The sequence below is a fragment of the Flavobacterium sp. SP2 genome, assembly GCF_057626655.1.
Map to the genome: position 1 here is coordinate 208,367 of NZ_JBVHBT010000003.1, position 15,728 is coordinate 224,094.

11 protein-coding genes are annotated in these 15,728 nt (G+C 34.3%); 5 read left to right on the plus strand and 6 right to left on the minus strand.

Translation table 11 applies throughout. The features are described 5' to 3' along the window. Positions 1-28 precede the first annotated feature (28 nt). Together ACZ098_RS08865 and ACZ098_RS08870 are read right to left on the minus strand one after the other, a co-directional pair. Positions 29-1,933, minus strand: a complete 1,905-nt coding sequence (locus ACZ098_RS08865) for a S9 family peptidase (protein ID WP_487311530.1) — start codon at positions 1,931-1,933, stop codon at positions 29-31. 132 nt (positions 1,934-2,065) lie between these two features. After that, a complete protein-coding gene (locus ACZ098_RS08870; protein ID WP_487311398.1) occupies positions 2,066-5,263 on the minus strand; it encodes a reprolysin-like metallopeptidase in 3,198 nt (1,065 codons plus the stop codon). A gap of 216 nt (positions 5,264-5,479) precedes the next feature. On the opposite strand from ACZ098_RS08870, the gene ACZ098_RS08875 reads away from it, so the two are divergent. After that, on the plus strand, positions 5,480-6,592 hold the full coding sequence (locus ACZ098_RS08875; RefSeq protein ID WP_487311399.1) for an NAD(P)/FAD-dependent oxidoreductase: 1,113 nt from the start codon (positions 5,480-5,482) through the stop codon (positions 6,590-6,592). Then, positions 6,593-7,315 (plus strand): monofunctional biosynthetic peptidoglycan transglycosylase, encoded by a 723-nt coding sequence (gene mtgA / locus ACZ098_RS08880; protein ID WP_487311400.1) that lies wholly within the window; start codon positions 6,593-6,595, stop codon positions 7,313-7,315. Positions 7,316-7,366: 51 nt separating this feature from the next. Here the strand turns inward: mtgA and ACZ098_RS08885 are convergent, their stop codons facing one another. Then, positions 7,367-7,741 (minus strand): DoxX family membrane protein, encoded by a 375-nt coding sequence (locus ACZ098_RS08885; RefSeq protein ID WP_487311401.1) that lies wholly within the window; start codon positions 7,739-7,741, stop codon positions 7,367-7,369. 187 nt (positions 7,742-7,928) lie between these two features. Here ACZ098_RS08885 and ACZ098_RS08890 point away from each other — a divergent pair, with 187 nt between their 5' ends. After that, positions 7,929-8,732, plus strand: coding sequence for a TIGR00266 family protein (locus ACZ098_RS08890; protein ID WP_487311402.1), 804 nt, complete (start codon positions 7,929-7,931; stop codon positions 8,730-8,732). Between the two features lie 58 nt (positions 8,733-8,790). On the opposite strand, the gene ACZ098_RS08895 is transcribed toward ACZ098_RS08890, so the two are convergent. From ACZ098_RS08895 to ACZ098_RS08905, 3 genes are read right to left on the minus strand one after another with little or no spacing between them, the layout of a single operon-like run. Continuing rightward, complete coding sequence (locus ACZ098_RS08895) at positions 8,791-9,342, minus strand: type 1 periplasmic binding fold superfamily protein (protein WP_487311403.1); 552 nt, start codon at positions 9,340-9,342, stop codon at positions 8,791-8,793. A 35-nt stretch (positions 9,343-9,377) separates the two neighbouring features. Further along, positions 9,378-11,759, minus strand: a complete 2,382-nt coding sequence (locus ACZ098_RS08900) for a TonB-dependent receptor (RefSeq protein WP_487311404.1) — start codon at positions 11,757-11,759, stop codon at positions 9,378-9,380. A 60-nt stretch (positions 11,760-11,819) separates the two neighbouring features. Beyond that, entirely contained in the window at positions 11,820-12,167 is a 348-nt protein-coding gene (locus ACZ098_RS08905) for a hypothetical protein (protein ID WP_487311405.1), read from the minus strand. Positions 12,168-12,325: 158 nt separating this feature from the next. On the opposite strand from ACZ098_RS08905, the gene ACZ098_RS08910 reads away from it, so the two are divergent. Beyond that, complete coding sequence (locus ACZ098_RS08910; RefSeq protein ID WP_487311406.1) at positions 12,326-12,823, plus strand: hypothetical protein; 498 nt, start codon at positions 12,326-12,328, stop codon at positions 12,821-12,823. 8 nt (positions 12,824-12,831) lie between these two features. Then, positions 12,832-15,693 carry a DNA polymerase I gene (polA, locus tag ACZ098_RS08915; RefSeq protein ID WP_487311531.1) on the plus strand — a complete coding sequence of 954 codons (2,862 nt, stop codon included), beginning with the start codon at positions 12,832-12,834 and terminating at the stop codon, positions 15,691-15,693. Positions 15,694-15,728: the final 35 nt, after the last annotated feature.

Consider the following 15,728-nt stretch of genomic DNA (forward strand, 5'->3'; position numbering starts at 1 on the left):
TTAAACAAAAATAATTAAAAAGTTACTATTACAACGTCTCTTTCAACCATTTATAAAATTCACTTTGCCAAATAATAGCATTCTGAGGTTTTAGAACCCAATGATTTTCTTCTGCGAAATACAATAATCTCGATTTAATTCCGCGCAGTTGTGCCGCTTGAAATGCTTCCTGACTTTGTCCGATTGGCACCCTAAAATCGATTCCTCCTTGGATGATTAAAATTGGGGTATTCCATTTATCTACAAAATTTATTGGATTGAAAGTTGTATAGGCTTTTTGAGCCACTTTGTTGTCTTTTTCCCAATACGCACCGCCAAAATCCCAGTTGTTAAAAAACACTTCTTCGGTAGTTCCAAACATACTTTGCGTATTGAAAACGCCATCGTGAGCGATAAATGTCTTGAAACGGTTGTTGTGAATTCCAGCTAAATAAAATACCGAATAGCCTCCGTAACTTGCGCCAACAGCACCAAGTCTAGCTTTATCAACATAACTTTCTTTAGATACATCGTCTATTGCCGAAAGGTAATCGTCCATTACTTGACCACCCCAATCTCCAGAAATTTTTTCGTTCCATTCTTGTCCGTGACCGTACATACCACGGCGGTTTGGCGCCACAATTACATATCCTTGTGAAGCCATTAAAGAGAAATTCCAACGGAACGAATAACTCTGCGTTAACGGAGATTGTGGTCCGCCTTGGCAATATAAAAGTGTTGGGTATTTTTTAGTTTTATCAAAATTTGGAGGTAAGATTACCCAAACCAGCATTTTCTTACCGTCGGTTGTGGTAACATATCTTCTTTCGTAGGTAGGTAAAGTCAATTTGCTGTAAGTTTCCTCATTGACTTTGGTTAATTGCAACCAGGTCTTTTTCTTCAAGTTATACGAGTAAATATCAGCTGCATGATTCATGTCGGTTCGGGTAACAATGATATTATCTCCAGAAAAACCAATTATATCTGAAACATCAAAATCTCCTTTAGTGACTTGGGTAACGGTGACGGCAATTTTTGTTAAACCAGGAAAATTAACTTCAAATACTTGTTTTGTACCATCGACTGCTGCAGTGAAAAACACTTTTTTACCATCGGCACTCCAGTTAAAACTATCTACACTTCCATCCCAATTGGCAGTTAAATTGATGTCCATGCCTTTAAAACGAACAATGATATCGTTTTTATCAGCTTCATATCCGTCGCGTTTCATTTGCAACCACGTTAAATTTCCTGTGGGAGAAAAGCTTGGATTGGTATCGTAACCTAAATTACTTTCGGTTAAATTTTTGGTAGTTTTGGTTTCTAAATTGTATTCGTACAAATCGGTATTGGTAGAAATTGCGTATTCTGTTCCAAATTTCTTTTTGCAAACATAAATGATACTTTTGCTATCTGGCGACCAAATGTAATCTTCGTCACCACCAAAAGGTTTTTGCGGAGCATCATAAGGTTCGTTTGGCATAATATCTATTGGAGTTGCCTTGTTTGTATTTTCGGCATAAAAAACGTGGTTTACAGTTCCGTTATTCCAAGTATCCCAATGGCGGTAATCCAATCCGTTGTAGATTTGAGCATCCGATTTATCCAAATTTGGATAGAAATCTTTACCTAAAACCTTATTGACCTTTACTTCTTGAGAGGACAAAATGTTTTTTCCATCAGGAGAAACATTTTTATCTGAAATTAATTCTTTGGGATCTTTTACTTCAGAAGCAGTTCCTCCATTTACCGGAATCGTATAGAATTTAGAACTTGATTTGTTTTCTGCTACCGAAGGTGTCGAAACTTTATATACAATAGATTTTCGGTCTTTAGAAATTCCTAAAACAGAAACTCGTCCTAATTTCCAAAGTGTTTCTGGAGATAAAACTTGTTGCGCAGATGCGGCTAAACTCATAGTGCTAACGATTATAAAAAATATTTTTTTACTCATTCGATTTATTTTTTCTTTTTGGTATTCGTGAATCTTCGATTTCATTGTAAATGCTATTTTATTGATTCGTTAAAAGTAATAAAAAAAGCCGTCACGATAATCGCAACGGCTTTTAAAATAATTATACTTGAATTATTGTTTGATAAAACGTTTTGAAGTTGAGCCATTTGCGTTAGAAACTTCAATTAAATAAGTTCCAGTTGCTAGCGAACCAACATAAATTGCGTCGTTTTCAATCTTACCTTTTCCTAATTCTTGTCCCATCAGATTAAAAATTATGTAGTTAGAATCCAATTCAAGATTTGCAATATTTAATACATCGCCTTTTACTGGATTTGGATATAAGTTGACTGAAATTGCATTGCTAGAAGCTTCGTCAACTCTTGCTACAGAAGTAATATTTACAGTGTAATCTTCTACTTGACCATACGTAAATGAGCCACAAGAAGACGTTGGAGTTGCATTGTAAGACATCTTAACTCTCATTCTTGTTGAACCAAGCAATGCGGTTGCAGGAACTGTAAATGATCCAGAAACAGGAGTAACAGTAGTTGCGGCTCTTGTATAAACAGTTTCACCAGCATCGGTAAATACTCCATTTTGATTGTAATCTATATAAACTGCATAGCCTTCTGCATAAACGGTTGAAGTCCAAGTTGGAGTTATTGTAATTGTATTAGCGGTACTTCTCGCAAGATTTGTAGAAATTGCTGTAAAGTTTTCGTATCCAGCTGTTCCTGTTGAAGGATTATTGATGGTTCCCAATTGAACTCTACCAATTCTCTCGTCGTTAGTGTTTGTTGCTGATGACGTACAATATGTTACAGTTGCCACTGCAGAGGTTGTTACTGACACAGTATTACTATTTGTAGATACATTTCCGGCAGCATCTTTTGCTCTTACATTAAACGTGTACGTAGTAGAAGCTGTTAAGCCCGTAACTGCAAAAGTTGTTGCCGTAGTTGTAGAACCAATTACAACTCCGTTTCTTAAAACATCATAACCAGTTACACCAACATTATCTGTTGCACCCGACCAAGATAAGTTAGTAGTAGTTTGAGTAGTTCCTGAAGCTGTTAACGTTGGAGCTGTTGGAGCTGTAGTGTCAGCAACTGGAGCTAATGTTGTAACGTTTACAGTATTGCTATCAACAGAATTATTTCCTGCTGCATCTTTAGCTCTAACTGTAAAAGTATATGATGTAGAAGCTGTTAAACCAGTTACTGAATAAGTTGTAGAAGCAGTAGAACCTAATAAAGTTGTTCCTCTATAAACGTCATAACCTGTTACAGCAACATTATCTGTAGCGCCAGACCAAGATAAGTTTGTAGTAGTTTGAGTTGTTCCTGAAGCTGCCAATGTTGGAGCAGTTGGAGCAACTGTGTCTGATGAACCAGCGGTAATTGTAAAGTTAGTATTAGAAACATCAAAGAAAATATGATTAGTACCTTTGATCATGATTCTGTTTGTCGTTCCAGGAGTATTTGGAATTGTAACGGCTTGCGTTCCATCATTTGGAGTTGCAGCAAGTAATGTTGACCAAGAATTTCCACCATCAGTTGAAAGCAAGATGTCAACATTAGCGCAGTTTACACCATTTGCGGTTGTTCCTGCAACTGACCAAGTAACGGTTTGTGAACTTCCACCAGCGTAAGAAACTGCCGTGTTAGGTGAGTTAACGGTAAAAGGTCCAGCTGTCGCGTTGACCGTTACGATCATATCGTCAGAATTGTTTCCAGAACCACCAGCTCGGTTATCACGAACGGTTAATCTAAAATTTAAAGTTCTTGCAACAGATGATAATGCCTCTACAGTAAGTTCTGTTCCTGCAGTTGTTGTTGCACCGGCTAAAACCGATTGCATTCTTGGGAAATACCGTGTTGGTGATGTAGAAGACACATAGGATCTAAAATTTACACCAGTAGTTTTTGTTGCATTTGGCGCTGTAGTATTGGTTTGATTATTAAATTGTTCCCAGTTGTACGTTAAAACATCACCATTGGCATCTGTTCCAGTTCCTGTTAACATGTAGGGTGTGCTTTTCGGAACTGTGTAATCCAAACCAGCATTGGCTGTAGGGATTGAATTTCCTGTAGCCGTGTTTGTTTGACAAGTTTTAGTCTTCACATTATTGGTTACTTGTTGAATACTCACCGCATGAAAATAAGCATCAGAATTAGGCTGAACGTCTAAACTAGTAATTCCGGCATAACCCATAATTGTAGATCCAGAACCAGGTTCCATATGAACACCAGTTCCTTCGTTTCCAGTTGTAAAAGTATGGTTGGCACCAAATTGATGTCCAAATTCATGTGCTACATAATCGATGTCAAATGTATCACCAGCTGGAATGCCGTTATTAGGAGATGTGTAAGCACTACCTTTAGATCCGTTTACACAAACACAACCAATACAACCAGCATTTCCGCCACCACCAGAAGCACCAAATAAATGTCCAACATCATAATTAGCTTCTCCAATTACAGATGTTAATGTAGATTGCAACTGAGAATTCCAATTAGATAAACTTGCTGCAGGCGAATAAGGATCGGTAGATGCGTTGGTGTAAATAACAGCATCATTATTGGCAACAAGTACCATTCGTATTGCGAAATCTTTTTCAAAAACTCCGTTAACGCGAGTCATTGAATTGTTCATTGCTGCTAAAGCAAGTGCTTTCGTTCCGCCAAAATAGGTTGTGTATTCACCAGTTACCGATAATGCTAAGCGAAAAGTACGCAAAGTAGAATCATCAGCATTTGGGCGAAGTAAAGTTGGATCAATAGTAGTTTTTACATCATTTACAACAGTACACTCAAAAGCAGTTAGTGATTGCGCTTTATCTGATTTTTTATAAACAGAATAGGTGGTTAAATCTTGAGAAAAAGGCTCTATGAAAACAGCCGATTTATCTGCACTCAAAGTCATCGATTTAAATCCTAGCGGTGAAATACTAAAGTAAATAGTTGAAGTAGGATTGTCAATTCCAATTCCAATATAAGATTTAATTTCAGGATATTGTGCTGCTAAAGCGGGATCCATGTTGGAATTTTCATACACACTAAAACGTTCTAATACTCCATTTTCATTCGGGATTGAAACTGAAGGAGCCGTAATTTTTCCAGTTGCATTTCTCTTCGGCGTATTGGTTAAAGACGCCTTTAATGCATTTACATCTAGTTCTAAAAGGTTTTTTTGAGGTAATTGCAATCTACTATCAAGAACAGTGATATTACTCTTGGTAGATTGTTTCCAAAAAGAACCCTTTTGTTGCGCAAAAGAAAAGCTCGTTATCACTAATAACGCAACGGAAAGTAATTTGTACTTCATAATTTTTAATTTTTTGGTTAAAATAGCATATCAAATTTATTAAGTTTTTTGAATTAAATCTAACAATTAAAAAAAGATATTAACAATTCGACGAAATACATCCTTAATTATTAAAAAATAGTTATTTATTATCAAAATTTTATGCACATGCTATATTGTGTAATTTTTTGCTTACAGAAATGTAAAAAATAGTATTTTTATCAAAAATACTATCTGATGAATTTAAGTTATTGGGAAATTAAAAGCTGGTTTAACGACGTTGATTTTACAATTGTGGGAAGCGGAATTGTAGGTTTGCATTGTGCGTTGCACTTGAGAGAGCGATTTCCTGAAAGTAAAATTTTAATTTTAGAAAAAGGAATTCTTCCTCAAGGTGCAAGTACGAAGAATGCAGGTTTTGCATGTTTTGGAAGCTTGTCTGAAATTATTGATGACTTAAATTCACATACCGAAGAAGAAGTACTACAACTCATTCAAAAACGGTGGATTGGTTTGCAATTGTTACGAAAAAATTTGGGTGATGAGGCAATAGATTTTAAACTTTATGGCGGATATGAACTTTTTTTGAAAGACGATGATGGTGTTTATAACGAATGTCTTCAAAAATTGCCGTTTATAAATGAAATTTTAAAACCATTATTTAAAGCTGATGTTTTCTGTAAAGAAATAGATTGGTTTGCCTTTAAAAACATAAAAGAATATTGTATTTTCAATCCGTTTGAAGCGCAGATTGATACTGGAAAAATGATGCAAAATCTTTTGAAAAAAGCCGTTGCAGAAAATATTTTGATTTTGAATCAGATCGAAGTTACCGCATTTGAAGATAAACAAAATTATGTTGAGGTCGTATTAAATGATTATTTGTTTAAAACTAATAAACTACTTTTTGCTACAAATGGATTTGCTTCCAAACTTACCAATAATGAAGTGAAACCAGCAAGAGCACAAGTTTTAATTACCGAACCAATCGAGAATTTGGATATTAAAGGCACTTTTCATTTGGATAAAGGGTACTACTATTTTAGGAATTTTGAAAATAGAATTTTATTGGGTGGCGGACGAAATTTAGATTTTGAAGGAGAAACCACAACTGAACTGGCGCAAACAGAAATTATCCAAAATAGATTGGAAGAGTTATTAAAAAATGTAATTTTACCCAATCAAGATTACAAAATTGCGCACCGCTGGAGTGGAATTATGGGCATGGGAAACAGCAAAAATCCAATTGTTTCGCAATTGTCAGATAATGTGTATTGTGGCGTTCGCCTAGGCGGAATGGGCGTTGCGATTGGAAGTTTAGTAGGAAAAGAATTAGCAGAATTAATATAAATGGCAACAAAAAAGAAAAGTACAAAAGCTACAAATCGAACATTTTTTCAGAAACTAAAAACATTTATTTGGAAAGCTATGCTTTGGTTTTTCGGACTTTCAATTTTGTCTGTGATTATTTTCAAATGGGTTCCAGTTCCAATTACGCCATTAATGATAACACGAGCTGTGGAGAATAAATTGGACGGAAAAGAGATGGTTTTAAGTCACGATTGGGAACCGTTAGAAAATATTTCGGTTAATCTTCAAAAAGCAGTTATTGCGAGTGAAGACGGAAATTTTTTAAAGCACAATGGCTTCGATTTTGAAGCCATGCAGAAAGCATTTAAAAACAACAACAGAGGTAAAAAATTGAAAGGTGGAAGTACCATTTCGCAACAAACTGCAAAAAATGTGTTTTTGTGGCAAGGAAGAAGCTATTTAAGAAAAGCATTGGAAGCTTATTTTACATTTCTTATTGAAATAATTTGGGGTAAAGAGCGCATTATGGAAGTGTATCTCAACTCGATTGAAATGGGTGAAGGTGTTTATGGTGCTGAAGCTGCTTCGCAACATTGGTATAAAAAATCAGCAAGTAATTTAACGGCAAATCAAGCGGCGGGAATTGCGGCGATATTACCCAATCCAAGAAAATTTAAAGCAACGAATTCTACTTCATATATTGAACGAAGAAAGTCCAAAATCGTGCGAATCATGCGATACGTTGGGAAACCAATATATTAAAAAGAAACTGCAGATGAATCAATAAAAGTAATACAGCTGCAGTTTGGTTTTTTATTGAAAAAGTGGTTTGTACTGCATCCAATGTTTGTAAATTAAAATTCCATTTAGTATTGCAATTAATAGCGCGCCTCCGATGCCTGGAATGTCTAAGAATAAATGAAATAATAAAATATTGATTGAAATTGGAGCTAATAATATCAAGGCAAAAGCTATCCATTTTTTTATAAGTAACATGATTCCAATCAAAACTTCTAAAACGCCTACAACTGGAAAAATATAGCCCGTTGCACCAAGTGAGTTCATAAATTCTCCAGCTGAACCAGTTGGAGCTTCCATAGGAATAAAGTGTAAAAACTTGTTGGCTCCAAAAATTACAAGCATAATTCCTAATAGTATTCTAACAATTTTAGTAAACATTGAATTCATAAAATAACATTTTAATGGTTAGTGATATTGTAAAAATATAATTAAATTTTTAGATATAATCTATTTATTGCTATAATTTTATGAACATATCGCTGTCATTAGATGATTTCGCTAAGTTTAGTGCTAAAAAAGTGTAACTTAATAAGCAGTAGTTGTACTAATAGTTAAACTTAAAAAATCATTGATTATGCTAGCTCACGAAATAGATTACCAAATTTTTGGTGAAGAAATGCAATATGTTGAAATAGAACTTGATCCGCAGGAAATTGTAGTTGCAGAAGCCGGAAGTTTTATGATGATGGACAACGGAATAAAGATGGAAACCATTTTTGGAGATGGTTCTGCACCGCAACAAACGGGAATTTTTGATAAACTACTATCTGCTGGAAAGCGCGTTTTAACAGGTGAAAGCCTGTTCATGACAGCGTATTTAAATCAGAATAATTTCAAAAGTAAAGTCTGTTTTGCTTCTCCCTATCCAGGAAAGATTTTACCAATTGATTTAAAGCAATTTGGCGGAAAATTTGTCTGTCAGAAAGATGCTTTTCTTTGCGCTGCCAAAGGTGTGTCGGTTGGAATTGAGTTTTCCAGAAAACTGGGACGCGGACTTTTTGGTGGAGAAGGTTTTATAATGCAAAAGTTAGAAGGTGATGGAATGGCATTTGTGCATTCGGGAGGAACTTTGGCAAAAAGAGAATTAGCTTCAGGAGAAATTTTAAAAGTAGATACCGGCTGTATTGTTGGTTTTACCCAAGATGTAGATTATGATATCGAATTTATTGGCGGAATAAAAAACACAATTTTTGGTGGAGAAGGCATGTTTTATGCTACACTTCATGGTCCAGGAACAGTTTACGTTCAATCCTTACCATTCAGTAGATTGGCGGACAGAATTATTGCATTAGCACCACAATCAGGTGGTAGTTCAAGAGAAGAAGGCAGTTTGCTTGGTGGTATTGGGAGATTATTGGATGGCGATAATAAGTTTTAATAAAAAAAGCAGACTTTTCATTTTTGGAAAGTCTGCTTTTTAATTAGTTTGTGGTTAATTATTGAACCACAATAGGGTAGGTAACCGCTGCATCAGTATTTCCTGTAGCATTTGTAATATCTCCTGTTGCAACACCTGTTGCTGATTTGTTTGGTTCGTGTCTTAGAGTTACTAGTAAATTACCATTAGCAGCGTTTGTAGTGGTTAGTGTAAATTGTAATCCTATTGGCTTTCCATTAGCGTCTAAATCGCTGTAGGCAAATGTACCTAAGGCACTTGGTGCTTGATAAAAAATTTGATGATCTACGCCTTCTTCTAATATTTCAGTTGTAATGTTTTCTGCAGGATTTTCTAATTCATTTAAAAAAGTAACAGAACCAGAATAGGTTGTGTTTGCTGTTAAATTCCCTGAAACTGTAACAACAGGAGCATTTGGTCCGTCTCCATCTAAATCTCTAGAGCGTAATGTGATGGTTTGCCCGCCGCCTACAAGTGTAGTTGTTACTGTAGTAATTACTTCATCTTCGTTTACGGCTTTAGGATTTTCGTCGTTGTTGCAAGAAAATAAGGTTGTCACTAAAGCTAATGCGGCAAATTTTAAATTTTTCATAAGATTTGTATTTTTGTCTGAATTGTCAGAACATGTTAGTAATTAATTTTTAATTGTAATTGTAAATTCCTTCCCATTTCATCGGCAAAAAAACGTTGCCTATTTAAATAATCGCGATACGATTCATTCAATAAATTTTGAACCGAAAATGCAATTGTTGTACTAATTTTAGAAGTTGTTTTAAACTTCATTTCTGAGTAAAAATGCAATAAATGATATGCTTTAGGAGGTGTACTGATATTAACTACAACTGGTGTTGGCTCATCATTAACAATAATATTTGTTGTAAAATTGTTATCAGGATACTGTGTTTGACTAGCAACAAATTCACTTTTTAGTTCCAGTACCAACTCGTTCCAACGCTCTTTTTTAAATTGAATTTTGTTGGTCAAGGTTATTGGTGGCATGTCGATCAAGAAATCGGCGTTAGACAAATCTTTACCATTAACATAAGCTAGCATTAACTGATGTTGCCAATTGGTATTGATATTCCATTTAGTATCAATGTCAAAACCAGTAAGCATTGCATTGGTTTGTTGGTATTCCCAAACAGGAAAAGCGCCTCTAATTGTAGTTTCAAAACCAATAGGTCTTAAAAACATGTAGTTCTCTATTTTATTTATGAATGGATTTATCGAGGCACTAATTGCTTTCCACTTCTTTTGAACGGTTGTAGTAATCTTATATGACTTTTCTTTTTTAAGTCGCAAATCACCCAACTCAATTACTCCAGTTGAATGGTGAAGTCCGTCACTAAAAAACTCTGACGGATTTGGATTTCGGGAAGCTAAACTAGTGTTAAAATACACATCCCAATTTTTGTCAAACTTGTTATGAATTCCTACACTTGCCGAAAGGTTGTGGAATGTAAACTTTGGTTTTACCAGCCATTGATTTCCTTCTTCTCCTGTTATAAAAGAATCAAATTCAGGACTATAATTGCGTTCATCCCATCTGCTTTTAAGATAAAACTTGGTTGCTTCCATGGTGGAAAAGTCATATCGTATACCGGCGTCAAAAGTTAACTTTTCGGTAAAATTATGATTTGCAATACCATATAATCCAAAATCTATTTTATTATAATTTGGGATTAAAGGACGAATTCCGGTTGCTGGGTTGGCAAAATTGTTTTGATATGATACGTTGCTTCCGGTAGAAAAATTCCAATCATGATATTCTTTTTTGTAATCAACAGCGATTGTATGCGTTGTTAATTGTAAATCCAGTGCTGCAATGTTATTGAAATCACCTCTTCTTACGTCATATTCCAAACGGTTGTTGTATTGAAATGCATATTGTGCTTGTAATGAAGATGTTTCGTTGAAAAAGTAATTGTAATTTATTTTTCCAACGTGATGCTGTACTTGCTGTCTCGGATTTTTTATAGAATATGTAAAATCATTAATAATTGATGGTACTTGATTGTTTATAGAATTATACAAATCATTTACATTACCAGTATGTGAAGCTCTTAAGATACCATTATTGGCATTGTACAAACTATAAAAAGCAGTAGCTGTATATTTTTTACCAGTAAATGATACATCGCCAGTAAAATTTAGTTCTCTGTTTCCTGTATTAGACAAAATATAATCTGGTGTTTCTTTGTCGCCGAGATATTTGAATGTTCCAAGTACATTCCAGCTCCAACCTTTGTCGTTTCCTTTATGTAGACTAGAACTTACTGTTCCACCACGTCCGTTAGATACCAACGAGAGTAGTGTTTTTCCAAATAGTGTGTCTTTTTTAACCAATAAAGGCTCAAGAAGTACTAAACCTCCAACAGCATCACCACTGTATTGTAATCCAGAAGCTCCTTTAATAACTGTAATTTTTGATGCAGCATTTACATCAAAGTTAGGTGCATGTTCGCTACCCCATTGTTGATCTTCTAATCGTACATTGTTTGTAATAATAGGAACTCTACTGCTGTGCAAACCGTTGATGATTGGCTTTATTACGGTACTTCCAGTTTTTAATAATGAAATACCCGAAATTTCTTTTAAAGCATCTCCCAGCGATTGATTACTATATTTTTCAATCGTTTCAGTTTTTATTTTTTGTTCAACAACCGATCTACTGTAACTCGAGTTTTTACTTTTAATTAAAACCTCATTTAAAATCGTTTCTTTAGCTGTCAAAACAAAATTAATTTCTAAATCAGAAGCTACATCAAGAACAGAATCAATAGTTTGGTAACCAATACAAGATATATTGATTTTAACCTGTCCATTGGGTAGGTTTTTAATTTTGTAAACTCCTTCAGTAGTACTTGAGGTAGTCTTTGAACCGATATGTATATGGCAGTCGGAAACTACTTTATTGTCTTTATTTACTATTCTACCCGAGACAGTGTTTTGTGAAAAAGTAAAAGTCGTGCACAATAATAAAGAAATAACAAAAAAACATTTTTGCATTTTTTATAATTTAAAATAATAAATAGTAACTCGTGCTATACGAGTAAAAATAGTATTATTTTAAACTATTGGTGGTGCTCTAAGTGAGAATAGACAACCTTTGAATGCGCTTACAAGATCTTGATTTATCAAGAAAATAAGGCAACTAGGCAACAAGTTTTTATAAAATGTAATGGAAAGAAATTCTGTGGCTACTGAGTTGCTAAAAGTAAATTCACATACATAACAATGATCTAAATCATGATGACTGTGGCTGATTTCGGTTTTAGTGTCTGAGTAGTGATGATTGCAATGTTTTTCAGAAATGAATTTTTCTAGGTGATGGTACGAATGTATGGACTGTAATAATAAGGCACTTACTACCATTATTACAAAAGACAAACTTACTATGACGGATTTCTTCTTCATCAATTGCAAATGTAATCAAGTCAGTAAGAATTCTTATTTTTTTAACACATTTTAAGATTTTGGAATGCTTTGAAATTTAAGTCCGTTATTTTTTAAAAATTTCAAAATTTTATCAATAGATAAACTATTTTTGTTGAAAATAATTTACAAAATTTAGTATGAACAAGCTCGCATTACTTTTCCTTTTCTTAGTGCCAACGATCACTTTTTCTCAAGATGTTTTAACTTATAAAGGAAATTCAAAAATTGTTAACCTTGATGGTGAAAGATTATACACTGATGATATAAGAAGTATAATGGCTACAAATTCAACGGCATTAAAACTGTTTAATTCAGGAAAAGCTAAGCAAACTTGGGGAAATTTTTTGTTTTATGGTGGTATTGGCACTCTTATAGGTAAGCATATTTCTGTTATGAATAAAAGTAAAGATAATGCTTTTGAAAACAATGCAAGAAAATCAGATAATATATTGTATTATGTTGCTGGAGGTGTAATTCTTGTCGCAATCCCTATAAAGATTGGTTTTTCCAAAAAAATAAAAAAATCAGTAGATTTAATTAATGAGGATTTACGAAATCCAGTTACTGGATTTACAGTTAATTCGTCATCATTTTTAATAAACTCTAATGGAATTGGAGTTTCTGTAACTTTTTAAAAAAAGAAATCATGTCACAAAAACGCCTTTACCTTCTCGATGCCTATGCGCTAATCTTTCGTGGTTATTTTGCCTTTATAAAAAACCCAAGAATCAATTCTAAAGGAATGGATACTTCCGCAATCATGGGATTTATGAATGCTTTGATGGATGTTATCAAACGTGAAAAACCCGATCATTTAGCCGTTGCATTTGACAAAGGTGGAAGTGATTACCGTTACGAAATGTATCAAGAATACAAAGCGCATCGTGATGAAACACCCGAAGCAATTAAAATTGCTGTTCCATATATTCAAGAATTATTAACAGCAATGCATATTCCGATTATGGAGAAAGCAGGTTTTGAAGCTGATGATTTAATTGGAACTTTGGCTAAACAAGCAGAAAAAGAAGGTTTCAAAGTATATATGGTTACGCCCGATAAGGATTTTGCACAATTGGTTTCCGAAAATATTTTCATGTATAAACCAGCAAGAATGGGCAACGACATTGAAATTTGGGGAATTCCAGAAGTGTTAGAAAAATTTGAAATCGAACGACCAGAACAAGTAATCGATTTCTTAGGAATGATGGGTGATGCCGCCGATAATATTCCAGGATTGCCTGGCGTAGGTGAAAAAACGGCAAAGAAATTTTTGAAAGAATATGGTTCGTTAGAAAATCTTTTGGCCAATACGCATCAACTAAAAGGTGCCATCAAAGATAAAATTGAAGCCAATGCCGAATTGGGAATATTATCAAAAAAATTAGCTACTATTCTATTAGATTGTCCGGTTGAATTTAATGCCGAAGATTTTGAACTTTCTAAACCTGATGTTGAAAAAACCGATGCTTTATTTCAAGAATTGGAATTCCGTCAAATGAAAGCGCAGTTTGATAAATATTTTGGAACTGGAAAAGAATACGACGAAATTGATACTAATGGCAATGACAATAGCAATGACAAAAGTCAAATTCAAAAGAAAACAGTAGCTAAAAAATCCAACGAAGATCAATTTGATTTGTTTGGATTTTCAGATGTGGAAAGTGGTGAAGTAAAAACCAATTCGACCTACGCAACGTTAGAAAATACCAATCATAATTATACGATTATTCAAGGTGAATTGGGAACAAAATTGTTTTTGCAAAATTTACTAAATCAAACTTCAGTATGTTTTGATACCGAAACTACTGGAATTGATGCCTTAAATGCCGAATTGGTTGGAATGTCATTTTCTTGGCAACAAGGCGAAGCATTTTACGTTCCTTTTCCAGAAAATCAAGAAGAAGCACAGGTTTTAGTAGATAAATTCAAACCATTTTTTGAAAGTGAAACCATCGAAAAAATTGGTCAGAATATAAAATATGATTTGAAAATCTTGTCGCATTACGGAGTTCAAATTAAAGGAAAATTATTCGATACGATGATTGCGCATTATTTGATCAATCCTGATATGCGTCATAATATGGATGTTTTGAGTGAAACCTATTTAAAATATTCTCCAAAATCTATTGAAGATTTAATTGGTAAAAAAGGCAAAAATCAAAAATCAATGCGCGATGTTGCGTTGGAAGAAATCAAAGAGTATGCAGCCGAAGATGCTGATGTAACTTATCAATTAAAGCAAAATTTCAGTCCAATTTTAGATAAAGCCGAAACCAAAAAGTTATTTGATGAAATCGAAATTCCGTTGATTCCAGTATTAGCCGCAATGGAATTGGAAGGCATCAACCTTGATGTTCCGTTCTTGAAAGAAATGTCGGTGGAAATGGCTAAAGAAAGTTCGGAATTGGAACAAAAAATATACGAAACTGCTGGCGAGAAATTCAATTTGGCTTCACCAAAACAATTGGGCGACGTTTTATTTGACAAAATGAAAATTGGCGGTGCAAAACAGAAGAAAACCAAAACGGGTCAATATGCCACTGGCGAGGAAGTTTTGAGTTATTTAGCCAATGAACATCAAATAGTGAAAGATATTCTCGAATGGCGTCAAATGGTGAAATTGCAAAGTACGTACATTGATGCGTTACCTAATCAAGTTGATAAAAAAACGGGTCGCGTGCACACCGATTACATGCAAACGGTTGCTGCAACTGGTCGTTTAAGTTCGAATAATCCTAACTTGCAAAATATTCCAATTCGTACCGAACGAGGAAGATTAATCAGAAAAGCATTTATAGCTCGTGATGAAAATTACACTTTAGTTTCTGCCGATTATTCTCAGATAGAACTTCGAATTATTGCTGCTTTATCAGGTGAAGAAAACATGATAAAAGCTTTTCAAAATAACGAAGATATTCACAGAAGTACGGCTGCCAAAGTGTTCAATGTTGCATTAGAAGAAGTTACAAAAGAACAGCGTAGCAATGCCAAAACCGTGAATTTCGGAATTATTTATGGGGTTTCTGCTTTCGGACTTTCTAATCAAACATCGCTTTCACGAAAAGAAAGTGCTGAGTTGATTGATGCGTATTATGCTACGTATCCAAAGCTAAAATCCTACATGAGCAATCAAGTTGATTTTGCTAGAGAAAATGGTTATGTGCAAACGGTTTTAGGAAGAAGACGTTATTTAAAAGACATCAATTCGGCCAACATGATGGTAAAAAGTGGTGCGGAACGAAATGCTGTTAATGCACCAATTCAAGGTTCCGCAGCCGATATCATCAAAATTGCAATGATTAATATTCACAAAAAACTAACTTCAGAAAATTGGAAATCGAAGATGTTACTTCAGGTTCATGACGAACTTGTATTTGACGTTCACAACTCTGAATTAGAAAAAATTAAACCTATGATTAAACACGAAATGGAAAACGCCTTCAAAATGGATGTTCCGTTGGATGTTGAAATTGGTGTTGGTGAAAATTGGTTGGAAGCGCATTAGAAAATTTAGGGTTTCAAGTTAAAAGTTTTACGCTT